This is a genomic window from Pantoea sp. C1E2, assembly GCF_056491465.1.
This window is the reverse complement of the sequence record NZ_JBSZHT010000004.1, coordinates 121,986-147,170: the sequence shown is the minus strand read 5'-3', so window position 1 is coordinate 147,170 and position 25,185 is coordinate 121,986. Positions and strand designations below refer to the sequence as shown.

Annotated in this window: 20 protein-coding genes and 2 pseudogenes; 9 read left to right on the top strand and 13 right to left on the bottom strand. The window is 52.0% G+C overall.

The window, feature by feature from the left end:
- Window positions 1-41 precede the first annotated feature (41 nt).
- The 9 genes from ACXI0A_RS22105 to ACXI0A_RS22065 form a co-directional block, all read right to left on the bottom strand.
- Window positions 42-1,328, bottom strand: a complete 1,287-nt coding sequence (locus ACXI0A_RS22105) for an MmgE/PrpD family protein (RefSeq protein WP_476147117.1) — start codon at window positions 1,326-1,328, stop codon at window positions 42-44.
- 2 nt (window positions 1,329-1,330) lie between these two features.
- On the bottom strand, window positions 1,331-2,248 hold the full coding sequence (locus ACXI0A_RS22100; RefSeq protein WP_476147118.1) for a serine hydrolase: 918 nt from the start codon (window positions 2,246-2,248) through the stop codon (window positions 1,331-1,333).
- A gap of 35 nt (window positions 2,249-2,283) precedes the next feature.
- Window positions 2,284-3,048, bottom strand: a complete 765-nt coding sequence (locus tag ACXI0A_RS22095) for an ABC transporter ATP-binding protein (protein ID WP_224933188.1) — start codon at window positions 3,046-3,048, stop codon at window positions 2,284-2,286.
- Window positions 3,045-3,908, bottom strand: a complete 864-nt coding sequence (locus tag ACXI0A_RS22090; RefSeq protein WP_476147119.1) for an ATP-binding cassette domain-containing protein — start codon at window positions 3,906-3,908, stop codon at window positions 3,045-3,047. The genes ACXI0A_RS22095 and ACXI0A_RS22090 overlap by 4 nt, the downstream gene beginning before the upstream one ends.
- The gene (locus ACXI0A_RS22085) at window positions 3,901-4,836 is read right to left on the bottom strand and encodes an ABC transporter permease (protein ID WP_224933190.1); all 936 of its coding nucleotides are present in this window, start codon (window positions 4,834-4,836) and stop codon (window positions 3,901-3,903) included. Before ACXI0A_RS22085 ends, ACXI0A_RS22090 begins: the two co-directional genes overlap by 8 nt.
- On the bottom strand, window positions 4,833-5,903 hold the full coding sequence (locus tag ACXI0A_RS22080; protein ID WP_476147120.1) for an ABC transporter permease subunit: 1,071 nt from the start codon (window positions 5,901-5,903) through the stop codon (window positions 4,833-4,835). Before ACXI0A_RS22080 ends, ACXI0A_RS22085 begins: the two co-directional genes overlap by 4 nt.
- Window positions 5,904-5,915: 12 nt before the next feature.
- Window positions 5,916-7,508 (bottom strand): ABC transporter substrate-binding protein, encoded by a 1,593-nt coding sequence (locus ACXI0A_RS22075; RefSeq protein ID WP_476147121.1) that lies wholly within the window; start codon window positions 7,506-7,508, stop codon window positions 5,916-5,918.
- 17 nt (window positions 7,509-7,525) lie between these two features.
- Window positions 7,526-8,953: an amidohydrolase gene (locus ACXI0A_RS22070; protein WP_476147122.1), complete on the bottom strand. Its 1,428-nt coding sequence runs from the start codon at window positions 8,951-8,953 to the stop codon at window positions 7,526-7,528.
- A 120-nt stretch (window positions 8,954-9,073) separates the two neighbouring features.
- Window positions 9,074-9,988 (bottom strand): LysR family transcriptional regulator, encoded by a 915-nt coding sequence (locus ACXI0A_RS22065; RefSeq protein WP_224933194.1) that lies wholly within the window; start codon window positions 9,986-9,988, stop codon window positions 9,074-9,076.
- Between the two features lie 269 nt (window positions 9,989-10,257).
- Between ACXI0A_RS22065 and ACXI0A_RS22060 the strand changes: the two genes are divergently transcribed.
- The gene (locus tag ACXI0A_RS22060) at window positions 10,258-10,830 is read left to right on the top strand and encodes a flavin reductase (protein ID WP_476147123.1); all 573 of its coding nucleotides are present in this window, start codon (window positions 10,258-10,260) and stop codon (window positions 10,828-10,830) included.
- 15 nt (window positions 10,831-10,845) lie between these two features.
- On the opposite strand, the gene ACXI0A_RS22055 is transcribed toward ACXI0A_RS22060, so the two are convergent.
- Both ACXI0A_RS22055 and ACXI0A_RS22050 read right to left on the bottom strand, forming a co-directional pair.
- Window positions 10,846-11,289: a DUF4174 domain-containing protein gene (locus ACXI0A_RS22055; protein WP_224933196.1), complete on the bottom strand. Its 444-nt coding sequence runs from the start codon at window positions 11,287-11,289 to the stop codon at window positions 10,846-10,848.
- A 229-nt stretch (window positions 11,290-11,518) separates the two neighbouring features.
- A pseudogene (locus tag ACXI0A_RS22050) lies at window positions 11,519-11,818 on the bottom strand (helix-turn-helix domain-containing protein); the annotation flags it as partial.
- A gap of 112 nt (window positions 11,819-11,930) precedes the next feature.
- Here ACXI0A_RS22050 and ACXI0A_RS22045 point away from each other — a divergent pair.
- The gene (locus tag ACXI0A_RS22045; protein WP_346303632.1) at window positions 11,931-13,463 is read left to right on the top strand and encodes an IS3 family transposase; all 1,533 of its coding nucleotides are present in this window, start codon (window positions 11,931-11,933) and stop codon (window positions 13,461-13,463) included.
- 272 nt (window positions 13,464-13,735) lie between these two features.
- Here the strand turns inward: ACXI0A_RS22045 and ACXI0A_RS22040 are convergent.
- Window positions 13,736-13,996 (bottom strand): annotated as a pseudogene (locus ACXI0A_RS22040) (helix-turn-helix domain-containing protein); the annotation flags it as partial.
- 459 nt (window positions 13,997-14,455) lie between these two features.
- Here ACXI0A_RS22040 and ACXI0A_RS22035 point away from each other — a divergent pair.
- A complete protein-coding gene (locus tag ACXI0A_RS22035; protein ID WP_476145849.1) occupies window positions 14,456-15,940 on the top strand; it encodes a diguanylate cyclase domain-containing protein in 1,485 nt (494 codons plus the stop codon).
- A 20-nt stretch (window positions 15,941-15,960) separates the two neighbouring features.
- Here ACXI0A_RS22035 and ACXI0A_RS22030 read toward each other — a convergent pair whose 3' ends face one another.
- The gene (locus tag ACXI0A_RS22030) at window positions 15,961-17,355 is read right to left on the bottom strand and encodes a M24 family metallopeptidase (protein WP_476145851.1); all 1,395 of its coding nucleotides are present in this window, start codon (window positions 17,353-17,355) and stop codon (window positions 15,961-15,963) included.
- 306 nt (window positions 17,356-17,661) lie between these two features.
- On the opposite strand from ACXI0A_RS22030, the gene ACXI0A_RS22025 reads away from it, so the two are divergent.
- From ACXI0A_RS22025 to fecA, 6 genes are all read left to right on the top strand, one after another.
- A complete protein-coding gene (locus ACXI0A_RS22025) occupies window positions 17,662-18,654 on the top strand; it encodes a TIM barrel protein (RefSeq protein WP_476145853.1) in 993 nt (330 codons plus the stop codon).
- Window positions 18,655-19,069: 415 nt separating this feature from the next.
- Window positions 19,070-19,717, top strand: coding sequence for an N-acyl amino acid synthase FeeM domain-containing protein (locus ACXI0A_RS22020; RefSeq protein WP_224933206.1), 648 nt, complete (start codon window positions 19,070-19,072; stop codon window positions 19,715-19,717).
- 378 nt (window positions 19,718-20,095) lie between these two features.
- Window positions 20,096-21,019: a substrate-binding domain-containing protein gene (locus tag ACXI0A_RS22015; protein ID WP_476145856.1), complete on the top strand. Its 924-nt coding sequence runs from the start codon at window positions 20,096-20,098 to the stop codon at window positions 21,017-21,019.
- Window positions 21,020-21,240: 221 nt separating this feature from the next.
- Complete coding sequence (fecI, locus tag ACXI0A_RS22010) at window positions 21,241-21,762, top strand: ferric citrate uptake sigma factor FecI (RefSeq protein ID WP_476147124.1); 522 nt, start codon at window positions 21,241-21,243, stop codon at window positions 21,760-21,762.
- Between the two features lie 3 nt (window positions 21,763-21,765).
- Complete coding sequence (fecR, locus tag ACXI0A_RS22005) at window positions 21,766-22,713, top strand: ferric citrate uptake sigma factor regulator FecR (protein WP_476145858.1); 948 nt, start codon at window positions 21,766-21,768, stop codon at window positions 22,711-22,713.
- Between the two features lie 98 nt (window positions 22,714-22,811).
- The gene (gene fecA, locus ACXI0A_RS22000) at window positions 22,812-25,172 is read left to right on the top strand and encodes a TonB-dependent Fe(3+) dicitrate receptor FecA (RefSeq protein ID WP_476145860.1); all 2,361 of its coding nucleotides are present in this window, start codon (window positions 22,812-22,814) and stop codon (window positions 25,170-25,172) included.
- Window positions 25,173-25,185 lie beyond the last annotated feature (13 nt).

Below are 25,185 nucleotides of genomic sequence, written 5' to 3'. Positions count from 1 at the left end.
CGACAATATTTGCGCGCAAACCCCCTCACTGTTTTTGATAATTAGACCATCAGCTGACGTATAAACGTTAACTCAGATTGCTGCGCTAATCCTTTCAGGTGTTGATAAAGTGAATCTGCATTGGGCAGTGACGCACAGCAATCGTAGAATTTTTCCCGCCGATCTTCAGCGCTGAAAGGCTCATCCAGCGCGCCTCTCGCTCGTAATCTCGACTGGACAATTTCCCGCCCCTCTTTTAAACGCAACGTGACGATATGCGGTAAGTTTCTGTCCTCTGACTCCTGTTCTGCGGTCCAGGGGGAGAGGGTAATCATCGCTAACAACTGCGCATCAGCCTGTTGTTTTACGCTGGCGGCAGTAAAATCCTGCACGCTCAGCGTGCCATTCTTCAGCATCATGGCAACGCAATACTGCATTGAGAAGCGGGCTTGCATTTCATCCTGCGGCTGGTAATAGGCGAGGTTGCGCCAGTTCGCGATCCCCACCTGGCAGTGCACGCTTTCAATGTCGTCAATCTTCAACGTTTGCTGTTGCTGGATATCGGCAATCGCATCAAGAATGCGGTGGGTAGACCCACAGCACGGGTATTTTTTAGGCATCACCCCAATATGCTCAATCACGTGCGGCTCAGCGCCAGGCAGTGAAGGTTGGCTTAACTGTCCGGCATAAAGTTCAGCAAAACCTTGTGCGCACTCAATAATATCCAGACGACCTTGCATACCGGTTTGCGCCAGCGTGGCAGCCTCCACGGCATTGCGCGCCGCCATTCCGGCATGAAACGGTTTCAACGGCGTGCCAAACTGGCCTTTTACGCCACTGGCCATACTTACCGCAATGCTCAACGTCCGGGCAATCCCTGCGGCATCCAGACCGAGCAGGGCAGCAACACCTGCCGCGCTGCCAATGCATCCCACGGTGGAAGTACCATGCCAGCCAGCAGTGTAGTGCTGATAGCCAATGGCTTCGCCAATAAAGGCTTGTGCCTGCAGACCAATTAAATAAGCGCGTATCAACGATGCGCCATCGCTGTTGTGTGCCACCGCCAGCAGCGCCGGCACCAGCACGGCCGAAGCATGACTCATGCCCGGTGCAAAGTTGTCGTCAAAGTCGATAGCGTGGGCGGCAGTGGCGTTGAACAACGCATCGAGCGCCTGACTACGGGGTATCTGTGGCCATGCCTGCTGCACCGCCTTCGTAGAAAAGTCGTAACGACCTGCCACCATGCAACCCAGCGTATCGGTGATGGCGTCAATCGCCAGCTCACGGGCACGAGGAGAAAAGGTCGGTGGAGTGGCACACCACTGTGCCAGAGACTCAATCAGCGTCATGATTATGCCTCCCTGTCCAATGCGGTAAATAGCGTGCGTAACAGCGACCCAATCTGGAAGCGGTTCACCTCTTGTCCCGGCGTGCGGGTATCAACACGATGCACGATCACCATATTTTGTTGCGGCATCACAAGGCAGAAGTGACCTCCTGCGCCGCGCGCTGAGTAGCTGCCCGTTGACAGAATCACCTCTGGCCAGGCCACGCCATCGCGCGTGACCCACCACATATAGCCGTAACCTCCACGATCGCCCGCATGAGATACAGGCAAGGTGCTGGTACGTACCCAATGTTGCGGGATGATTTGTCGATCTCCCCAGCGCCCTTGTTGCAGAAAGAGCTGGCCGAATCTCAGCAGGTCGCGGCTTGAGAGCGTAAAGGGATAGGCCGGATAATCAGAAAAGCCTCCGGGTTCTAACCAACTATCCTGATCAACGCGATAATCCTGCATCCCCAGCGGGTCGGCAATCCGCTGCGCAAACGCCTGGTTAATGGCTTCGCCTGTCAGCTGCCGATAGGCACTGCCCAGCACATTAAAATCCCAGTTGCTGTAGCACCAGTTTTCGCCCGGCGCATGCAGATGGCGCGGAGGCTTAATGCGCTGCATCCAGGCCGTTTCATAGTTTGCAGGATGATAAATGCCAGAACGAGCGGTCAGCAGATCGTAAAGCGTGGCCTGTTTCTCATCGGCGCTCAGCTCATCGCGGTCATCTATCCCCAATGCCTGCAACGTTAAAGAGAGATCGAAGCGGCCTTCCTCCACTGCGCAGCCGATTAGCGCGCTGAGAAAGCTTTTACGCATCGAGTGGCAGGGATAACGCTGTGCTTCATCGCCGTAGCTGTAGAGGATTTCTTCACCCCGCACCACCAGCAGTACCGCGGTGGCCTGATCTTCAAGTTGTTGCTGAAGCAATTCAAACATGGCAAAGCCTCATTGTTTTAGGTTGGAGCAGACGTTCACGCTTCACTCGCCGCCAGGAACTCGCGGGTGTAGATTTCACGAGCTGCGCCCTGCCGCACGCTGTCCGCGCTGAGTTCTTCCAACAACTTGCCGTGATGCATAATGCCGATGCGGCGGCACAGATGTGTCACGACGGCCAAATCATGCGTCACCATCAAATAGGTGAGGCTACGCTGCCGCTGCATGCTGCTAAGTAAATTCAGGATTTCCGCCTGGACTGAGACGTCCAGTGCCGAAGTTGGCTCATCCAGTAACAGCACCGAAGGCTCCAGAATCAGTGCACGCGCAATGGCCACACGCTGCCGTTGACCACCGGAAAGCTGATGGGGATAGCGATATCGAAAGGCATCGGAAAGTCCGACCGCGTGCAGCACATCGCTGATGCGCGTTTCATGACGGTCCATGGCATGTAACTTCAACGGTTCGCGCAGGCTGGCCCAGACCATTTTTCGCGGATGGAGTGAGGCGTAAGGATCCTGAAAAACCATCTGCACCTGCCGATAAAAGGCTTTATCTCGCTGCGGCTGCTGTTCACGATTGTTGAACAGAATATGGCCCTGATAATCGTGATTAAGGCCAGCCAGCGCGCGCAAAATAGTGGACTTTCCACAGCCCGATTCACCAATCAGACCGTAGCACTCACCTTGTGCCAGCGTCAGGCTAACGTTATCGACCACCTGGCGCTGATGCGATCCCTGACCGAATGCAATACTGACATCCACCATTTCAATGCTACGTTGCGAGGTTGGAATGGGATTCATAATGCGACTCCATCACGAAAACAGGGACCATTAAGCCAGCTGGCATCACGCGTTGGCACGCGTAGCGTATCAAGCGGATGATGCAGGCGTGGCTGACTGGCAAGTAATGCCTGCGTGTAAGGATGCTGAGCCTGCTCCAGACGATCTGCACGGATCTCTTCGACGATGCGCCCGGCGTACATCACCAGCACGCGATCGCAGAAGCGAGAGACCAGATTGAGATCATGACTGATAAACAGCAGGCCAGTCTGACGGCGCTCAAGCTGTTCATTCAGGATGCTCAGTACCTGCTGGCGTACCGTCACGTCGAGTGCGGAGGTCGGTTCGTCGGCGATGATTAAATCCGGTTCGGGGATCAGCATCATTGCGATCATTACGCGCTGGCCCATACCGCCAGAAATCTCGTGGGGATAGAGGCGTGCCACTTTCCCCACGTCGCGAATATGCACCGATTCAAGCATCGCTAACGCGCGCGCTCTGGCTTCACTTTTGCTGACACGCCGATGCAGCCTGAAGGCTTCCGCCACCTGATCGCCAATGCGCATCAACGGATTGAGAGAAAAGCGGGGATCCTGCAGGATCATCGAAATACGATTTCCACGAATCTGCCGCATCTGCTTTTCGTTGCTGTTGAGCAGATCGATATCATCGAATTGCATCTGATCGGCGGTGACGCGGCCGATTTTGGGTGTCAGTTGCAACAATGCGCGGCAGGTCTGCGATTTTCCCGAACCGGACTCACCAACAATCGCCACTTTCTCTCGTCCTATATGGAAAGAGACGTCACGTACCGCGCGGTGTTCCCCGTGCGCGCTGCGAAACACGATGTTGAGTTTTTTCACCTGAAGCAGATTATTCATGGCGGATATCCATTACGTCGCGCAGGCCATCACCTAACAGGTTGAAGGCAAGGCTGGTGAACAAAATCGCTAATCCGGGAATGGCCGCGATCCAACCATTGTTCAGCATGAACTCGCGGCCGGAAGCCAGCATCGCACCCCATTCCGGGCTGGGTGCCTGTGCACCAAGACCAAGGAAACCCAGTCCGGCAGCGGTAAGGATAATCGCCGCCATGTTCAGCGTGACGCGTACCACCACAGAAGGCAGGCACATGGGGATGATGTGTCGCACAATAATGTGCCAGGCGGAGGCCCCTTGTAAGCGTACCGCTGCGATGTAATCCATCTTTCGGATCGCCAGGGTTTCGGCACGCGCGAGGCGGGCAATCGGTGGCCAGGCGGAGAGAGAAATCGCGATAATCGCATTCTCGATACCCGGCCCTAATGCCGCGACAAACGCCAGCGCCAGAATCAAACTGGGGAAGGCAAGGAAGATATCCACCAGACGCATTAACACCGTATCGACCCAACCGCCGAGATAGCCTGCACTGGTGCCGACCAGTAAGCCAATCGGTGTGATGATCAGCGCGGTCAAGCCAGCGATATACAGTGTGATTCGCGCGCCATACAGCAGACGGCTGTAAATATCCCGACCCAATTCGTCGGTGCCAAGCCAGTGTTCAGCAGAAAACGGTTGCAGACGGAAGGCGAGGTTTTGGGCATAGATATCGTGAGTGGCTAACCAGGGTGCAAACACTGCAGCGCCAGCAATAATCAACAGCACCAGCAAACCAAAGAGCGCTGAGTGATTAGCGCAGAAGCGTCGCCACTGAATCCATAGAAGTTGCATGTGCGCCTGAAAAGGTGACTGCGGCGCAGGGTCGCGCAGCCAGGCGCGTAAGCTACGCGAAGGGTTAACGCGCATCGATTTATTGACTGAATCGGTCATGCTTCCTCCTGACGCGTACGCGGATCGAACAGACGATAAAGCAAGTCGCACAGTAGATTGATGCCAACAAAAATCGCGCCAATCAGTAACGTGCAGCCCACTACTGCATTCATATCGCCAGCCAGCAAGGCGTTGGTCAGGTAGCGACCAAAGCCGGGCCAGGCGAACACGGTTTCGGTGAGTACTGCGCCTTCCAGCAGCCAGGCCCAGGAAAGGGCAACCACCGTCAACGTGGGCACAGCAATATTGCGGAATGCATGTACCCAAACGCAGCGCGCCCACGACATCCCCTTCACGCGAGCGGTAATGATGTATTCCTGCGACAACTGTTCGAGCATAAAGCTACGCGTCATACGGCTGATGTAAGCCAGTGCGCTCAAGCCAAGAATCGATGCAGGTAAAATGATGTGACCAAAAACGTTGCGGAACATTTCCCAGTTTCCGCTCAGCGCGCTGTCGACCAGCCAGAATCCCGTCACCGGATGTAAATCGAACTCGTAGATAAAATCGATGCGCCCTGGCCCGCCAATCCAGCCGAGCGTGGCGTAAAACAGCAGCAACCCCATTAAACCAAGCCAGAAATGCGGCGTGGAATAGCTGAGTAGTCCCACGAAGCGCATCAGATGATCAAACCAGGTATTGCGGTACATTGCCGCCAGCACGCCCGCCGGAATCCCAAAACCGACGCCGATGATTGCCGCTACAGTGGCCAGTTCCAGCGTAGCAGGGAAGACGCGCGCGATATCCAGCGCCACCGGATGGCTGGTGGTCAGGGCGATACCAAAATCGAGGTGCAGCAGTTGCCATACGTAATCGACAAACTGATGCCACAACGGTTGATCCAGCCCCAACTGATGGAACATCTTGTCGTAGGCTTCCTGACTGGCGTTATCCCCAATGATTGCGACCACCGGGTCGATAGGCAGTAAGCGGCCAATAAAGAAGGTCAATGCCGCCAATCCCAGTAACGTACAGGCAATCGAGATGAACCCACGAGCAAGGCGTCTTAGCAGACGCCAGCCAGCGGAAGGGGTGTTATGTGCAACGGGCATCATGACCTGTGACATCTGCCACCTCCGTTATTTGCTTGCGGCACCGTACCAAACGCGAAAACCGTTCCAGGTCCAGTGTTTGACCGTTGGGTTTATTCCCGCGGTGTTGTACATCTGGAACATGATCGCCATCGGCCCTTTTTGCATCTGCTCTTTCTGTAGATCGCCATACAGTGTGATGCGTTTGGCGTCATCCGGCTCTAACAGTGCGGTTTCCACTTTCTGATTCATCTGCGGATCGTAGTAAGCGGCACGCCAACTCGGGTACTGCGTAGCGCGCGCTTCTTTACGATTGTCCGGGTTATAAACCAGACGCGATGCATTGCCGTAGGCATCAGGGACCGAGGTTTGCCAGGCCATCATGGCGCTCTGGAATTCTCGTCCGCGTACCCGACTGAATAACTGTGCGTTAGCCATGCGTTCCAGATTGAGTTTCACGCCGATTTTGGCGGCATTCTGCTGTACGCTTTGCGCGATTGGCGCCGAATGCGGCAGGGTGCCAAACAACACCGCCGTGCTGAAACCATTGGGATAACCAGCTTCCGTCAGCAACTGTTTGGCTTTATCCAGATCGAGGTGGAAAGGCTGACCTTCTTTGGCATCCAAAGCTCCAAACGCGCCTTGTTGCACGAAACTGGCGCGCGGCACGCCGAGATAAGGCATCACGCTCTTCGCTAATCCGTCGTAATCGATCAGGTAGCGCATGGCGAGTCGCACTTTTTCGTTTTTGAAGATTGGGTCCCCGTTATTGAAGGTCCAGAAAAACAGCTGTGGCTTCAGGACTTTATCTACTTTAACTTTGCCGCCCTGATCCAGCGTTTTCAGATCGTCCGCCGAGAGATCGCGTGCGATATCCACATCGCCCTGCGTGACCAGCAGACGCTGAGTGCCGGTTTCTGCCACATGACGAATCAAAATGCGCTTCAGCACCGGCGCTTTGCCCCAGTAGTTCGGTGTAGCTTGCAGCACCACACCTTCGCCGGCATTCCAGCGCACCAGCTGATAAGGCCCAACACAGGCGGTATGAGTAGAAAGGTATTTGTGGCCGAGGTCGCCATCAACAGCCTGTTTTTCTACTTCTTTGCGATTAAGCAGGGAAGAAACGTTATTGGCGGCAATCGCCTGTAACACCAGATTGGTGGGATAAGCTTTATCGAAGCTCATCACCAGCGTTTTGTCATCGGGCGCGCTAATGCGCGTGTCGACGTTATCTTTATCAAAGCCATATTCTTTAATCGCGGCTGCATTGCCGTAGCCCAGTTTCACTACGCGTTGCATCGACCACGCCAGGTCGCCGGCGGTTGCGGCTGAGCCATCGGCGAATTTCAGGTTGTCCTGCAAATGAAAGGTGATGGTCTTGCGATCGGCAGAGACATCCCAACTTTTTGCCAATGCAGGATCGAGCTGCGTTTCATCGCTGACGCGAAAATCAACCAGGGTGTCACAGGTGTTTGAATAGATTTCACTGGTGACCACTTCACCAATCTGTGCCGGATCCCAGGTGCTGATGGCATCAATGTTCCACGCCATCACCAAAGAATCGGGGGGCGTTGCGGCCTGTACTGAGGCGCAACAGGTCGCTGCCAACGTCAATGCGGCAGTTAACATCTTGTTTTTCATAAATCTCTCCTGAGGCGTTACAGAGTATCCGGGCGTGGCTGAATCGGCGGTTTCACCTCAGCCGGAATAGGGCAGTGATACGGTTTTTCACTGACCTGCTCGAAATGGGCTTTCTTCATCTGCGCCATCAGTATTTTGTCGGTTAACACATCGACTGCCGTAGCGGCCATAACCTTAGCGACATGGCCCAGCGCTTTGTGTGCTGCTGGCATTTTTCCCTGCGCGGTAAGTTGCCATGAGTGGCCCGGGGTTCCGATGGCCATGGTAGGTACGTGCGCCTGCACGGTCGGGATTACCCAACTGACATCGCCGACATCGGTGGAGCCGATCATCACTTCACCGTGGGTATCAAGCGGGATGATGTAGTCGCTAAGGGGTTTGGTGTCGGTGGGTTTCACACCGGTTTTGCGATAGCAGTTATCGATCTCTTCCGGTGTTAGCGTGGCCTGGATTTCGGCTGCAAAGGCGAGGTCGGCATGGTCGAATGGCACCGGGCCCAATGCTTCCAGATTACGTTGCATCGCCTCTTCTAACGGACGATTGCCAAGTAGGTTGGACACAGCACTCATGATGCTGATATCCACTTCGGTATCGGTCATGATCGCGGCACCTTGCGCCACGCGCTTGACCCTTTCATTGAGTTCGAACATCGCGTGGACATCGCGCGAGCGGATAGCGTAACGCACTGTTGATTTTGCCTGTACCACGTTGGGCGCCACACCACCGGCATCAAGGAATGCGTAGTGGATGCGGGAATCTTGCGGCACGTGCTCGCGCAGGAACTGTACGCCAACGTTCATCAATTCAGCGGCATCCAGTGCACTGCGCCCGAGATGGGGAGAAGCGGCAGCATGCGATGAACGGCCACGGAAAGCGAAATCCATTCGGGTATTGGCCAGGGAGAGCGGTTTTGCCACTTCATGATGCGCGCTTGGATGCCAGGTGATGGCGACATCGACGCCATCAAATGCACCGGCACGCGCGATAAAGGATTTAGCGGCACCGCCTTCTTCTGCCGGACAGCCATAATAGCGAACTCGTCCCGGCGTGCCGCTCTCCTCAAGCCATGATTTTAAAGCAGTAGCTGCCAGCATGGCAGCAGATCCCAGCAAGTTGTGGCCGCAGCCGTGACCATGGCCATTACCCGGCAACGGAGAGTAACGCGCCACGCCAGCTTCCTGACTTAATCCAGGCAAGGCATCATATTCGCCGAGGAAAGCAATGATTGGGCCGCCTTCACCAGCTTCACCCATTACCGCAGTGGGAATGTCGGCCACGTTTTCTGTGACGCGGAACCCTTGCTGTTTAAGCATCGCGGTGTGCTCAGCCACTGAACGATACTCGGTATAGCAAATCTCCGGCATGCCCCAGACGCGATCGCTCAGGTCACAAAATACCCCTTGAAATTCTTCTACCCACTTCCAGACTAACGCTTTGTTTTCCATGATAGTCCCCAGCTTGGTTGGTCAGGTTTTCGTCTCTCTGAACCCCAGCATGGAGCAAATCATTAACGTAAGGCCAATGAGCAATTCACACTCCCCATTCCAAAACGACATAGTTTCGTGTCAGGCCGCATTGGCCGTCTCGCCAGCGCAGGCTCGTAACCACAGTTGTTCAGCCTGAGGATTGTGCAGAACCGGTTGGCGGTAGAGCCGAATTGCCAGCGACATATCCCAACTGCTGTCATCGGCGCGCACTAAACTGCCGCTGGCCAGTTCTTCATGCACCAGACTCAAAGGCAACCACGCCACGCCGCCACCGGCCAGGACCATGGCTTTGAGATTCACCGACATACCATTTTCATATACCGCTTCAAGAGGAAGCGGGCGTTTGCTGAGCATTTGCGCCAGTGCGTGAGCAAAAAAGGTATGTTGCCCATAACTTAACCACGGAATCGGGCCGCCATCCGCGCGCACCGGATAGAGTGGCTTGCCGCTGCTATCCGGGCGACACACGGCAATGGCACGCTCACGGCCCAGTTGCACCATGGGATACGCCGCCAGCTGATGTATCAGCGATACCGCATCATGCGCGTAAGTCAGCAGAAAATCGGTTTCACCACTGTGTAGGGTAGAGATGTGCTCAGCGAAGGTCGGCTTTTGGTTGCACAGGCGAATATAGCTGAGGTTAGGTTGCAGATTTAATCGCTGGATCCAGTCAGGAAAGAACGTCAGCGAAAGGGTATTTAGCATCGCAAAACGTAATACAGCAGTGCGCGAGCTATAGCGCTGGTGCAGATCATTACGCAGATGCGTCATGGAAAATACCGTTTCGCTGGCAGTTGCGAGGAAGGTTTGTCCTTCTGGGGTGAGCGTCACCGGATAAGTTTTACGATCAAACAACGGCACACCCAGCCACTCTTCCAGCTGCCGGATGCGCCGACTCAGCGCCGATTGCGTGATATGACGCTCATCGGCGGCGCGGGTGAAACTGTAACAGCGGGCAACACTGAGAAAATCTTCAAACCATTTCAATTCCATAGCACGGACCTCTTTGGATGAATGGGAAAGCAACGTCAGCGGTGGGAAACCTTTTGTTACACGCAAGAAACGCGCCAGGCTTAATTACAGCGGATAAGGCACCGATCTGTGCCAAATGAGCCATTACCCAGTACAAAACGCTTACGATAGGGCAATGGCTGCACTCGTGGGGTGCAGAAGGTATGCGCATATGATGGCTGGATGTTGGCAAAGTCGTTTTTACCAGGCGACAATAAGCGCCTTTAAAACTCATGCGATGAAATCAACCTATGAATACCCATATTGAATCTGTTGAGCTGGAAAAAGCCTATCGTCTTATCAACCATGGCCCAACCACACTGGTTTCCTCACGCCATGAAGGGGTTGATAATGTGATGTCCGCATCCTGGGTGTGTGGATTGGAGTTCAAACCGGCAAAGCTCACTTTGGTGCTGGATAAATCCACTTTCACGCGTAAGTTGATTGAACAAAGCCATAAATTCGTTATACATGTCCCAACTGTTAGTCAGGCGCAAATGGTTCATTATCTCGGTACGCATTCCCTTACGGATCAGTCAGATAAGCTGGCCGCATCTGGCGTTGAGTTATTCCAGTTACCTGAAAGTCCTCTCCCTTTAGTGGCAGGCTGCGCAGCATGGTTGTATTGCGAGTTGATTCCTATCGAACAAAATCAAATCGACCACGATCTGTTCATCGGTGAAATTAAGGGTGCATGGGCGGATAGCCAAGTATTTAAAGAAGGGCGCTGGTTATTTGAGGACGCACCAGAGGAAATGCGTAGTTTGCATTATATCGCTGGGAAACGTTTCTATAAAACGGGCTCACTGCTGGATGTCGAGTAAGCCGCGTTTAATGAATTAATCAAGCCTGGCCTGACGCATAGGCATTTTATCAATGGTCGACAGCAACACCTCGGTATCCAGAGGTGTTTGTTCACGTAGCTTCATTCCACCATCTTTTCCGACCAGCACCACTTCAAATCCTTTCGGATTAAGTTGCTTACGCAGAATGCCATTTTCCGTCGGTGAGGTGTCACTGAGTACGATGATATCGCGTTCGGCCAGTTCAGATTTCTGCTTCTCCAGCATCGCCATTTGAGCGACATAGGCAGGATCTGTTTTGGACGGAGCAAAGATCACGAGTGGGCGATGGTGCCAGCGATATTGTGAGAGGTCTGAGACCTTCGGCGATAAAGGCTGGAACAGAGGATCTTCAGCTGCATGAACGTTGTTAATGCTCATCATTAAAGCAATGGTTATCAGCAGCAGTGGCGTTTTTAGCAGTAAATTCGTCTTCGACATGATGGTTTCCCCGGCAGGTTAAAGAACGTGTATAACAAAGGTTAGCGGAACCGTGCGCATGCGTTGCTCACTTCACGTTTCTTTACCCACAGTGGTAAAAACGAAAACAATAAATGTCTTTTTGTGATGCTGATATCACCCGGAACTCGCGATTGCGAATGTCACATTTTGATGTTTGCGCGAGTACCGGGTTTGGTTCTGGAAGACTGGGTGAAGTAAGTCGCTTATCAATCCCGTGACGCTCCTGAAGTTTTTCTGCGGCAAGTGTGGGGCCGAAACCCACGTAATTTTCACGTAGCAGCGTCAGTATGCGGTGGCGCAGACTCTCACCGATGCGGCCGGGCTTTCCACGCCGTGCATCGGTAAGACCGGCTGCACCAGACTCGCGGTAGCGGTTCATCAGCCGCTGAACCTGACGGACGGTGAGTTCGAGAAGGCGCGCAGCTTCACGCTGCAGCAGAGTGTGGTCGTGAACGCGCTGAATGATGCCGAGCCGATATAGATCTTTATCTGTCATGGTCACCAACATAAAGTCTGCATCCTGAGCTAAGCCTGAGGAGATCTAAGGTTAGTTCAGGGACGACATCTGTGAATTGTTCCAGGGGGTGCGGACGATTTCCTGGATCTTCAGGAGATAATTCATGCACTCATATGAGGATCGTATCCGTGCTGTCGAGCTTTACTTCAGGTATGGCAAAAGGCTGACCGTTGTTGTCAGGGAGTTGGGCTATCCGTCCGTTAAACAGCTTGGCCGGTGGGTTCGGATTTTTGAGGAATACGGAGACTTACCCAGGGAATTAAAGCCCAGAAAACGCTATTCACACGCGCAGAAAGTCGCTGCGGTTGAGCATTACCTCACGCACGGCGGTTGCCTGGCCTATACGCGCCGCGCCATTGGCTTTCCCAGCAACGAAGTACTCAAGAGCTGGATCGAAGAGATTTATCCGGGACGGCGGCCCCTGATTATTCGCTCAAACACCAATAAATGCTTCAGTCAGGAAGAAAGAATTCAGGCTGTCCGCGAGCTCTGCACCCGACGCGGAACGGCACTTAAAGTTGCACAAAAGGTAGGTGTCAGCGTTCCGCTCCTGTACAAATGGAAGAAAGACCTGATCGACGATGAGGCTTATCAATCCATGCGTAAACGTAAATCAGCTCCACCGGATAAGCAGCAGGATGCACTGCTCGATGAAGTAAAGCAGCTTAAACAGCAGGTTCATCAGCTACAGCTTGAACGTGACATCCTGACAAAAGCGAATGAACTGATAAAAAAAGACATGGGCATCAGCGTCCTGACCCTGAAGAACAGGGAGAAAACCCAACTCGTTGATGCCCTTAAGGAAAGTTATCCCGTTGCTGAACTGCTAAGTGCTCTGCAGCTTGCACGAAGTTGCTATTTTTATCACAAAGCGAGCCTTCGTCTGCATGACAAGTACGCGGAAATACGCATAACCATAGCTAAGATCTTTGAGGGAAATTACCGCTGCTATGGTTACCGGCGTCTCCACGCGATGCTCCGTCAAAACAACACGCACATCTCAGAAAAGGTTGTCCGCAGGCTGATGGCTGAAGAGCAGCTGATAGTTAAGCGTGCAGGGCGGCGGCGATACAGCGCTTACTGCGGAGAAATCGGCCAGGCACCTGAAAATCTTCTCGCCAGAAACTTTCGCTCCTGCAGGCCAAATGAGAAGTGGCTGACCGATATTACTGAGTTCCAGCTTCCGGCCGGCAAGGTCTACCTGTCGCCAGTCATTGACTGTTTTGATGGCAAGGTGGTGAGCTGGACCATAGGAACACGGCCGGATGCAAAACTGGTGAATGCCATGCTGGATGATGCGATCGATACGCTCAGAGAACATGAAAGACCGGTGATACATAGCGACAGAGGCAGCCATTACCGGTGGCCGGGATGGCTGGATCGTATCAACACATCGGGTCTTATAAGGTCCATGTCGCGCAAAGGTTGCTCGTCGGATAATGCAGCGTGTGAAGGCTTCTTCGGGCGGGTCAAAAATGAAATGTACTACGGCAGAAGCTGGGCGGGCATAACGCTGGAAGATTTTATGTGCTTCCTGGACAGGTACATACGCTGGTATAACGAGAGCCGGATCAAAATATCATTAGGTGCAATGAGTCCGGTAAGTTACCGGCAGCATCTAGGGATCACAACATAACAGTCCAGGAAAACATCCGCATCTCCCCATACGACATTAGCGTTTTGGAGTAACAATCAAAGTGCGCATAATCATGATTATGTTAAATTAATCGAATTTGTTTGAAGGGGATCAGGCGTGGTAATGCACAATTACCCTGTGCGATACCAGTTAGACTGGCTTCTGTCCGTTTTGATTTCAACTACAAACAGCTACAAATAAATTTCGCTAAGCACCTTCCCTGCCGGTTATGCCGCGTTGGTGATGGCGTCGCTACGTGAATTCTGAGGTTATACGCGATTCTGCCGACCAATTGCCGGAGCTAAATCTTTTACCGTCAGTCCCATCTGGTCCATACGGAATTTGATAGCCTCAATCGGGTCAGGCGGCGCAATTGGGTAATGCTTTGACTCATAGTTTTCAATAAGCAGACACATTACTTCAAAGAGATCACTTTCAGGTGAGCCTAGCACGGGCTCATTATCAAACATAGGCTCCACGATGCGAAGCGCCTCTTTATAATCCTGCTCTGTTTTAATCGGTTTAATATTCATGTATGGGCTCCAGTGTAAATGTGTCGTGCCTCTGCAACACATTGATTTTTTTGTTTTTTTCTTTTAGTTCACACGGCTCCGCCGCTTCCCTTTTTTCTTTTTGCTGAGCCAGCTTTAAACTTGTTTCATAAGCCAGCCAGAACATCCTGTTGTCGTTAGCCGTGAGGCCTGGTTCACTCCTCCGGCTTCACCACCAGATCTGCGTGGATGAGCGATTACAGCAGGTTTAATTGGGCCTGATACTCAATATCCCGATGGCTCGATAAACCCATAGCCGCCAAAAAAGCGTGACGAACGTGTGAATGCATAAATTTTTCTTTACTCGGCTTATTACAGTTGCATGAATCCTGTAATATCTCATTCAGCCTACCTTTTCAGCATTCACAAAGAGTATCAATGCGTAAAAGTGTTCTCTCAGATAGCGCCCCTCGCCTGCTAAAGACCTCTCTCGGAAGAAGTATGGCCGTATTTCTGCTATCCATCAGTTTACTGGTGGTGGCGATTAATGCCTGGTCTCTTTGGCACTCCTGGCAGCAGCACCTTATAGAGAAAGAGGAAGATGCACGTAACCTTTCGCTCTCATTAGCGAAACAAGCCGAGGATGCCTTCTTACAGGTCGATATTACCCTCGCGGATGCCGTGAGGCAGCTGCGTCAAAACGGCAACAGCTTTGCGGCAACGCCACAGTTCTTACATCAAATAAAGGATCAGCAGAGCAAACTGCCGCAGCTTCATGGGTTGTTTGTTTACGATACCGAAGGACATTGGGTCGCTTCCTCTGGCAACTTCACGCCGACCAATGCCAGTAACGCCGATCGCGATTACTTTGTCTGGCATCGGACGCATCCCAGTCTTGATATTCACATCAGCCATGTGATTCGTAGTCGTTCAACCGGAGACCTGGTGATCCCTGTTTCGGTTCGTCTCAATGATAATGCGGGCAATTTTGCCGGCGTTGCTCTGGCTACGGTCAAAGTGGATTATTTCCGTCAGTACTACAGCTACTACACGCTCGGGGATAAAGATGCGCTGGGCTTGATTCTGTCGGATGCTACGGCTCTCTATATCCGGCCTTTCCCTGACACTTTCATTGGCAGAACCCTCTCCGCCAGCCCTTTGTTTAAAACCGAACTGAAATCGGCATCGAGCGGCAGTGCGACCTGGCGTTCAACGCTTGATGGTGTTGAACGTGTGTTCGGTTATGCACGACTGGAGCGCTATCCACTGATCGTGACGGCAGGATATGACCGCGACCGGATTCGTATGGAATGGATGGCGGCCAATCTGACCAATGTCTTGCTCAATGTTGTGCTGTTATTAACCATTACTGGCATGGGCGTCTTTGTATTACGCCAGGTGGGTACTAATGTGCGCAATCAAGTTGAACTCACCCATGTTCGTGATGAACTGACCACCATCAACCACACGCTGCAATCTTTAGCACTGGTAGATGGCTTAACTGGCCTGGCTAACCGTCGTCAGTTTGATGCTCTACTGGAGCAGGCGCTGCTTCGTTCAGAAAAGAATGACGAGCCGCTATCACTGGTGATGATCGATATCGATTACTTCAAGCGCTATAACGATACCTACGGTCACGTTGCCGGCGACGAGTGCCTGCAGGATGTGGGTTTGGCGTTAAAGGATAGCGTGCATTATCAGGGCGATATCGTGGCTCGCTATGGTGGAGAAGAGTTTGCGATTATCCTGCCCAACACCTCAGCTTATGATGCAAAGAAAGTGGCGGAGCGCGCGGTGAGATTCGTTGCAGAAACGGGCATTGCGCATGAAAGTTCGGATCTCCCCGCTGGCGTAGTGACCATCAGCGCCGGTTACAGCACGCTGACGTCAACAGGTAAAACCGGCGAAGCTGATCAGCTGAAGCAGGATGCCGATAAAGCGTTGTATCTGGCAAAGCGCGGCGGACGTAATCAAATTAAGCCCTGAGGCGCGCTGAACAGTGCACGCTATTTCTTAACGCTGAGAGACAGGGTTTTAGCCAGCAAAAACGGCCTTAAATACCCGACAGCATTGGATAACGGCAAGACATCGGCATTGAGTTCAATGCCGATTTCATCGCGCAGGTAATCACGTCGGGTCGTAATTCGCTGCCAGAGCTTCGGATACGTTTCGGCGATCGCGGCCTGAAGTGATGAATCGGCCAACGCCACGCACTCTTCTGCGCTGACACCGTTATAGCCCGGCACAGAAGGAATGATATCAATCTGCAGCATCATGCCACTTTTTAAATGTTCGTCGGAATTTGGGTAAATCGGCGAAGACATCCATTCTTCATCCCCCACCAGGTGGCCCGGATTCAGATGCCAGCCAAAACGGGCTTTAGGCAGCACATTTTCGATCAAGTCATAAAGCTCACCGCCGGACATACCAACACGGATATTTTCAAGCCAGGCTACCTGCGCGGAAAAGTAAGGCTTAGCGATTCTCTCCAGCCAATCCTTCTGTGCATCGGGCAGTTCGGAAGGATGAGCAATTACGAAGGCAGATCGGCTGGACAGGCCGCCTTTGAATCCCGTGGTCAGCGACAGAGGATCGCCCTGCTGCACCTTTTTGTATGTAGGATAAAGGTTCGCATGATCGAAGCGAACGCCCGTGGCAGCGATGGATACCACAGTGTTGTATTGACCTTCTGCAGCCAGAAGCGCGCCTAAATCAACTTCTCTCACACCCACTTCAACCGCGTCTAGCGCATCAATGATACAGTTGGATGCCAGATTGGCTCCATATTCATAATGTGCGATTTCATTGGCGTTATTGGTTACTCTTGCACCGCTATCTCCGCCAATGAACAAATGCGCCGCATTAAGCAATTCAGCCTCTTTGCTTAGCGTGCGTTGCACCGCGTCAACAATAAAATAAGGTACATCGAAATAGGCAGAACCATTGCCTGCGGTTGGGGTGAACATTTTCCATCCCACCATGCCAACTTTGCCTTTATCACTCAGACCGGCAGATGCCAGAAGGTCTTCAAGTTGTGTTTCGTGGTCCATGGGCTGATTAGGCAGTGAAAACAACGGGCAATGATACAACGTGACAGGCAGGCGTGAAAATCGCGCCAATTTGAGATTCTCATTCCCCAGAATGACGGCGCAATGCCCACTGGCATCAATAATCAGCAGCCCTTCTTCAAAGCGCGGGATGAAACCGGTTAAATATTCAAAATTCCCGCCATGTTCTTTGTCTGCATAAATCACCAGCGCATCAAAACCGGCCTTGTGCATCTCCCGCAAAACCTTATCTTTCCGTTCCAGCATGGTTTCGTCGGTGAGGAAAACAGGTTCAACCTGGATAAATTTTATCGGTGCTTTAGTCGGGCCAAGCTGGATTGACGGAGACTTCATGATGAATGACCTCAGGTTAACGTATTGAATGCTTCACTGACGTGCTTTGTATTGGCAGCAGGTTGCCAGATGTTTGAGCAAGTTAGCACCTGCGGATTTTAATTGTGCGCGGATAATGTCATGTGCGGTTCGTTGCCCACTTTAAGATTCGCAAATTTTGTGTGAGGCCACCCTCAATTTCTTCAATCAATGCTGGTTAAGCAAGAAGCTCAAGGCGCAGAATGGAATATATAACCGTTAGTGAATATATATTCAACCCATCATCGTAGCGCCTCGGATTACCCTAATCCCTAAGGAGAATGTCTTATGAGTGGTTACACCTACCCGAAATTTGGTGCCGGTTTATGGCATTTTGCTAACTACATTGATCGTTACGCCGTCGATGGATATGGTCCGGCGCTCAGCACGTTAGACCAGATCAAACTTGCTGGCAGTGTTGAAGACTTATCGTATGTTGATGTGCCCTATCCCTTCACTGAAGGCGTCACCGTTGCTCAGGTAAAAGAAGCATTAGCCGAGGCGGGTCTTAAAGCGATTGGCGTGACACCTGAAATCTATCTGCGCCGCTTTTCACGAGGTGCCTTTACGAATCCCGATCCAGCAGTACGTCAACAGGCTTTTGACTTGATGCATGAAGCGGCAACGGTCGTGCGTGAATTGGGCGCCAACTACGTGAAAATCTGGCCGGGGCAAGATGGCTGGGACTATCCCTTCCAGGTTGACCATAAAAACCTTTGGAAACTGGCAGTTGATGGCATGCGCGAATTGGCCAGTGCCAATCCTGATGTCAAATTTGCCATCGAATATAAACCGCGTGAACCACGCGTTAAAATGACCTGGGATTCCGCTGCACGCACCTTGCTGGGAATTGAAGATATTGGCCTCGATAACGTCGGTGTTTTACTGGACTTTGGCCATGCGTTATTTGCCGGGGAATCACCAGCAGACTCAGCCCAACTAATTATCGATCGTGGCAGACTGTTCGGCATGGACGTGAATGATAACTTACGCGGCTGGGATGACGATCTCGTGGTCGGCACGGTACACATGACAGAAATTTTTGAGTTCTTCTATGTGCTCAAAATCAATAACTGGGATGGCGTGTGGCAGCTGGATCAATTCCCCTTCCGTGAAGATCATGTTGAAGCCGCTAATCTATCAATTCGTTTCCTCAAGCATATCTACCGTGCGCTGGATAAACTTGATATTGCCGCCCTGCAAGCGGCACAGAGTGAACAAAACCCGCTCAAAGCGCAGAGAATCATTCAGAACGCGCTGTTAAGCAGTATTGAAGACTAATCCCGCCGGGCCCGGCAATTTTATTGCCGGGCAAGCTCATACCCTCCGATTCTCGCCATCGAGATTGATAAATACAACTCACCTGTAAACCTGCGAAAATATAGGGTTTCATCACACTTATAGCTTCAGACCGGGTTTTAACTGGCCCAACCCCACAAGATACATAAGTGGATCTAATTTTTCATCTCAAAGTAATTCCATTGTTCATTTTTGTTTATTATATTAGCGATACTTTAACGTGGATGGGTTGAGGTATACCGTGAATTTATCAAGGAAATCAGTTATTAGCAGCGCTATATCTGATGGCGTACTCAATAAGAGAACGCATAGAATATGTAAAATACTTAATGATATTGATGACAGGATCAGCATTGCGCCTGCCACTGGTTTCATAGAGTTTCTTAAGGGAATGGAAATGACTAACGGCGAATACCGCCGAACTGGAATAGTAAAAGACAGCCGTTCTATTTTTCTCTACAACGAAGGACTGCTTAATCCCAATAGCACCCTATTCCTGGCGCGCAAAGAACAAGATATCCTGGGCACCATCAGTGTGATAGGCCGCCATGAAAACCACATCCCCTGCGCCAGATTATTCCGTGAAGAACTCGATGCACTGCGGCTAGAACAACGCAAGGTCGTTGAGTTAGGCACCCTGTCTGTTAAACACCAATCGGAAAGTGAGAATCTGGTGTTTATGCTTTACCTTAAGATCATGATCTACACCATTTTCGTTGAGAAAGTGGATGATATTTTCATTCAGGTTAAGGCCAATGTTGCCTCATTTTACGTGCGTAATTTTTTGTTCAAGAAGGTAGGTAAAAGCAAGCTGCATCCGGATTACAGCAATCTTGAAGCTTCCCTGCTGCGTGTGGATGTGAAAAGTATTCGCGAAAAAATTTACGTACAGAAGTGTTATGGTTCAATGGGTTGGCTGCGCATCCTGAATGAGCTTGGGTTGCTAAAGCAATACAGGGTGATCGCTCACCAATGCCGGCAGTGCTCTCGATTCACGCCGGACAAACGCGATGCAGAGGTCTATCAATACCTCTGTAATCTTTAACTGCCCTTCGATATTTAGCCCTGCTTAAAAATATTCTCTATGCGCGCTTTTGCTGCTGGTTAACTTAATGCGGCTCAGTAGCTTCAAGGTGCGTATTTAAGAGCTCACAGCACTGTATGTTGTAACTGATGAGCATGAGGACAATGTTACAAACTTTGCACCCGGTAGCATTTCTAGGATTTTCTCTCCATTTATCCATTGGTTTTTGTGATCCGGGTGAAGGAATCGATTTTCACCACGTTGACTAATTTTCAACCTCCCCTGAAAGTAAAGAGGAGTGCTCAGGGCAACGGAAAAAATGCAGGATATGAAATATTATCAGGCATTGATTTGCACCCGGGTGCATAAAACCCCCTCCCACCCTACAGAGATATAAAAATGAATATAATCAAAGTAATAATCATCGCCTGTGGTTTACTAAGCGTATTTGCTGTTCAAGCTAAAACGTACATGGTGGGCGTTGCCCTGGCCAATCTGGATCTTAACTTCGTTTCGATCCTGCGCAGCCAAATGGAAACGCAGTTGAAGGAGAAAGGATTGAACAGCCAGTTTGCGGATGCCAAAGGTGATGTCTCACTGCAAATCCAACAGGTCGACGATTTTATCAATCAGGGTGCGGACGCCATTATCGTCAACCCGGTAGACACGCAAGGTGTCATGCCTGTGATTGCTGCGGCGAAGAAAGCCAATATTCCGCTGATATTCGTCAACCGTAAACCTGAAGTGACGTTGAGCGGTAAGATGGCTTACGTTGGCTCTGACTCTGCGTTGAGCGGAAAAATGGAGATTGAAGCGCTGGCAAAACGCATGAACAACCAGGGTAACATCGCCATCCTGATGGGGTCACTCTCCACCGAAGAAGCGCGTCAACGCACCAAAGCGGTCGAAGATTATGTCAGCGCCCATCCCGGTCTTAAAGTTATCCAAAAACAGACAGCCAACTGGCAGCGTAATGAAGCTGTCGATAAAACCCTTTCGTGGCTGCAAGATGGCAACACCATCAATGCAATAGTCGCAAACAACGATGAGATGGCAATTGGGGCGATTATGGCACTGGATCAGTTGAAGAAGAGCGATGTGTTAGTGGCAGGAATCGATGGCACACCGGATGGATTGCAGTTCATCAAGAACGGTAAAATGGCTGTCACCATCTTCCAGGATGCGAAAGGTCAGGCTATCGGCGCAGTCAATGTGGCAAGCGACATGCTAAACGGCAAGCAAACCGAAGCCTATAACTGGATACCCTATCAGACCGTGACGAAGGAAAATTATCAGGCCTTCACTGACAAGAATCAAAAGTGAAATGATGGCGGCCGACAGGGCCGCCAGTTACACAGATGCTGATGACACCCTGTTTGTTGGCGTGAAAGCTCCATGAGCCACCCCTGATCTTTATACCTTGCACGGAATTTCATCCACTTACTGAGGTAGTTTCGCAAGCAAAAAAAGCACCTCATCGATTGTAATGATAACTATTCGCAGTTAGTATCAGCTCAACTTTACCTTTGACACACTTTGACATCATGTTGCCCGCTGCCACTTCCTCTGCTGCGCCTTCGCTTGCGACATTCTATGCCGATAACCGCGGCTGGCTGACGCAATGGCTCACCGCAAAGCTGCGTTCCGCTTTTGATGCGGATGACGTCACGCAAGATACCTTCTTGCGCGTGATGAGCGGCAACAGCCTCTCCGAAGTGCGCGATGCCAAATCTTTCTTGTGTACTATTGCCAAACGCGTGATGGTCGATCGCTTTCGACGTCATGCGCTGGAAAAAGCTTATCTGGAGATCCTCAGCCATCTGCCGGAAGCGGTAACGCCCTCACCCGAGCTACAGCAAAGTCAGCTGGAAACACTGCAACTCGTGGATCAAATGCTGAACGGTCTGGGCAGCAAAGCACGTCAGGCATTTCTGCTGTCACAGCTGGATAACCTCACCTACGCCGAAATCGCACAGCAGCTTTCGGTGTCTGTCAGTTCAGTGAAAAAGTATATGGCAAAAGCCACCGAGCACTGCCTGCTGTTTCGCCTTGAGCACGGTTTCTGAATCATGTCATCGCTCACTACTGAACAACGTCAGGCGCTGCGTAATGCCTCACATTGGTATGCCGTGTTAAGCGGCGAACGTGTCAGCCCGCAGCAGGAAGAAAAGTGGCAGCAGTGGGTCGATGCTAATCATGAAAATCAGTGGGCATGGCAGCAGGTAGAGAATCTGCGCCAACAAATGCAGACCATGCCGGGCAGTGTTGCCAGCAAAGCGCTGCATGATTCTCAACTGACTCGACGCCACGTTTTAAAGTGCTTACTGCTCGCTGTAGGGGCTGGCGCGAGCTGGCAACTTTGGCAAAGTGATATTTCCACTGGCATCCGCGCTGACTATCACACCGCGAAAGGCGAAATTCGCCAGTTCCCATTGAATGATGGTAACTTGCTCACGCTGGATACCGCCTCCGCTGCCAATGTGCGTTATGACGATAACGAACGCCGAATTGATTTGCTGTTTGGCACCCTGGCGCTCACCAGTGGCAAGGATGTGCAGAAGCGCCCGCTTCGTGTTTATACCCCACAAGGACAACTCACCGCGCTGGGCACTGAATTTAGCGTGGAGCGGCAAGAACATCGAACCCTGCTGAGGGTGAACCAGCATGCCGTGGCAGTGCGATTGGCGCAGCAACCACATCAGCTCATGACCGTGCAGCAAGGTCAGATGATGAGTTTCACCGCGAACACCTTCGATGCCTTGCAACAAACTAGTGAAAAACTGGAATGGACACGCGGTTTGCTCAGTGTCAGCGATCGCCCGCTTGGCGAAGTCATCGCTCAGCTTGCGCGTTATCGTCAGGGCGTTTTGCGCTGTGATCCCCGAGTCGCTCAGCTGCGCGTCAGTGGTACCTATCCCCTGTTGCAAAGTGACGTCGCGCTCGATGCTTTACAAAAAACGCTGCCGGTTTCTTTACAACGCGTTACGCGCTATTGGGTCACAGTGAAGGCCCGATAAAAATTTTTAAAAAAATCTCTCCGGTGATTGTCCCTTTTCTGCCGCTCATACGACTTCTCTCTGAATACACCAAAACAATGATAATTTTTGGAGACGTTATGACGGTTTCACGTGCCTCTTCACTGCGCGCATTGTCAAAAGCCAGCCCGCTGGTGATGGCCATTCGCCTGAGTTTTTTACCTTTGGCTTTTTTCACACCAGGTATTGCGCAGGCGGCAGCGGCGACCACCGCGCATTACACCATTCCTGCGGGTCCTCTTGATGCCACATTGAATCAGTTTGCGGCCTCAGCGGGTATTACGCTGTCTCTGGATGCCGAGCTGACACGCGGAAAAAAGAGTCCCGGCTTGCAGGGCGACTATACGATTAATGAAGCTTTCACCCATCTACTGCAGGGCAGCGATCTACAGGCTAACGGTCTCGGCGCGAATGTATGGACCGTCAAACCGCTGAGTCGCGCCGCGGGAGAACCCAGTCTGACCGTAGTAGGTGACTGGTTAGCTGATGCGCGTGAATCTGACGTATTCGAACACGCCGGCGCACGCGATGTGATCCGTCGCGAGGATTTCGCCAAAAACGGTGCCGCCAGCATGCGCGAAGTACTTAACCGTATTCCGGGCGTCAATGCGCCGGAGAATAACGGCACCGGCAGCCACGATCTGGCAATGAACTTTGGTATCCGTGGCCTTAATCCTCGTCTCGCCAGCCGCTCAACCGTGTTGATGGATGGCATACCCGTGCCCTTCGCACCTTACGGACAGCCGCAACTCTCTCTGGCGCCAGTTTCGCTGGGGAATATGGATGCGATTGACGTGGTTCGTGGGGGCGGTGCCGTTCGTTACGGACCCCAAAGTGTCGGCGGCGTGGTCAACTTTGTGACGCGTGCCATCCCTGAGCATTTTGGTATTGAAGCCGGCGTTGAAGGCCAGCTCAGCCCCACCTCCTCACAAAATAACCCGAAGGAAACCCACAATCTTCTGGTTGGCGGAACGGCGGATAATGGTTTTGGCAGCGCGCTGCTTTATTCGGGCACTCGTGGCAGTGACTGGCGTGAACACAGCGCCACACGCATTGATGATGTGATGCTCAAAAGCCGCTATGCGCCTAACGAAATCCATACTTTCACCAGCCTGTTGCAATATTACGACGGTGAAGCGGATATGCCGGGCGGCCTGTCGCGTGCCGATTACGATGCCGATCGCTGGCAATCAACACGACCTTATGACCGGTTCTGGGGGCATCGTCAGTTGGCCAGCCTGGGTTATCAGTTCCAGCCCGATCAACAGCATAAATTCAATATTCTCGGTTTTTACACCCATACCTTACGCAGTGGCTATCTGGAACAAGGCACGCGTGTCACGCTCTCGCCGCGTGAATACTGGGTGCGCGGCATTGAGCCACGTTACAGCCAGAGCTTTAACCTGGGATCCTCAGCCCATGAAGTTGGTGTCGGTTATCGCTACGTCAGCGAATCTGGGCATGAGATGCGATATTACACGCCAACGGTGAGTGGTGAATTGCCCTCTACTGCCAGTCCTTACGATCGCGACACGCGTTCCGGTACTGAAGCGCACGCCTGGTATATTGATGACCGCATTGATATTGGCAACTGGACCATCACGCCAGGGATGCGTTTCGAGCACATCAGCTCCTATCAACGCAATGCGATTCGTGGCACTCAACAGGACGTCAGTTACAACGCGCCACTGCCTGCGATGAACGTACTTTATCATCTCACCGACAGCTGGAACCTTTACGCCAACACCGAAGGCTCCTTTGGCACGGTGCAATACAGCCAGATTGGTAAAGCGGTAGAGAGTGGCAGTGTCGAACCCGAGAAAGCACGCACCTGGGAAATCGGCACTCGCTATGATGACGGCGCACTGACGGCCGAAATGGGGCTGTTCCTGATCAACTTTAATAATCAGTACGATTCGAATCAGACTGACGATTCGGTGACCGCGCGCGGAAAAACCCGTCATACCGGCCTGGAATCACAGGTGCGTTATGACCTCTCTTCCCTGACGCCGACGCTGGAAAACGTGTCGGTCTATGCCAGCTACACCTACGTTAATGCCGAAATCCGTGAAAAAGGCGACACCTACGGCAATCAGGTACCGTTCTCACCGCGTCAGAAAGGCACGCTTGGCGTAGATTACAAACCAGGCAACTGGACGTTCAACCTCAACAGTGATTTCCAGTCGAGCCAGTTCGCTGACAACGCCAATACCGTGCAGGAGAGTGCCGATGGCAGCACCGGCCGCATTCCCGGCTTTATGCTGTGGGGCGCACGTGCCAATTATGATTTCGGCCCACAGATGGCCAACCTCAATCTGGCCGTTGGCGTGAAGAATATGTTCGACCAGGACTATTTCACCCGGTCCTATGACGATAACAACAAAGGCCTCTACGCCGGGCAACCGCGTACCTTCTATCTGCAGGGTTCACTGAAGTTCTGATAAGCCATTACAA